Annotated in this window: 1 pseudogene; it reads right to left on the bottom strand. The window is 48.2% G+C overall.

Annotation, left to right across the window (positions count from 1 at the left end):
- Positions 1-278, bottom strand: a pseudogene (locus tag CF394_RS03430) (MFS transporter); the annotation flags it as partial.

The following is a 278-nucleotide window of genomic DNA, read 5'->3' as shown; positions in this document are numbered from 1 at the left end:
ATTTGTTTGCTGGCTGCTTCTTGGCCGGCAAGATAGCTTTTCTGTCCCTGGCTCATGATGCTGACGAACACCGAAACACCGAGTGCGCCTGCAACAGGCTGAAGAGTATTGGAAATTGCCGTTCCATGAGGATATAAATGCTTCGGCAATTCGTTTAATGCATTCGTCTGTGCGGGCATCATGATGGCCGAGATGGACAGCATCAAGATGATGTATACAATAATGAACGCCCAAATCGGCACCGAAGGATTGATCCTGCTGAAGAAAAACATCACGCC

Origin of the sequence: Tetzosporium hominis (assembly GCF_002265435.1) — a bacterium.
Taxonomy (GTDB): domain Bacteria; phylum Bacillota; class Bacilli; order Bacillales_A; family Planococcaceae; genus Chryseomicrobium; species Chryseomicrobium hominis.
The sequence above is the reverse complement of the archived record's forward strand: the minus strand, read 5'-3'. Positions and strand labels throughout refer to the sequence as shown.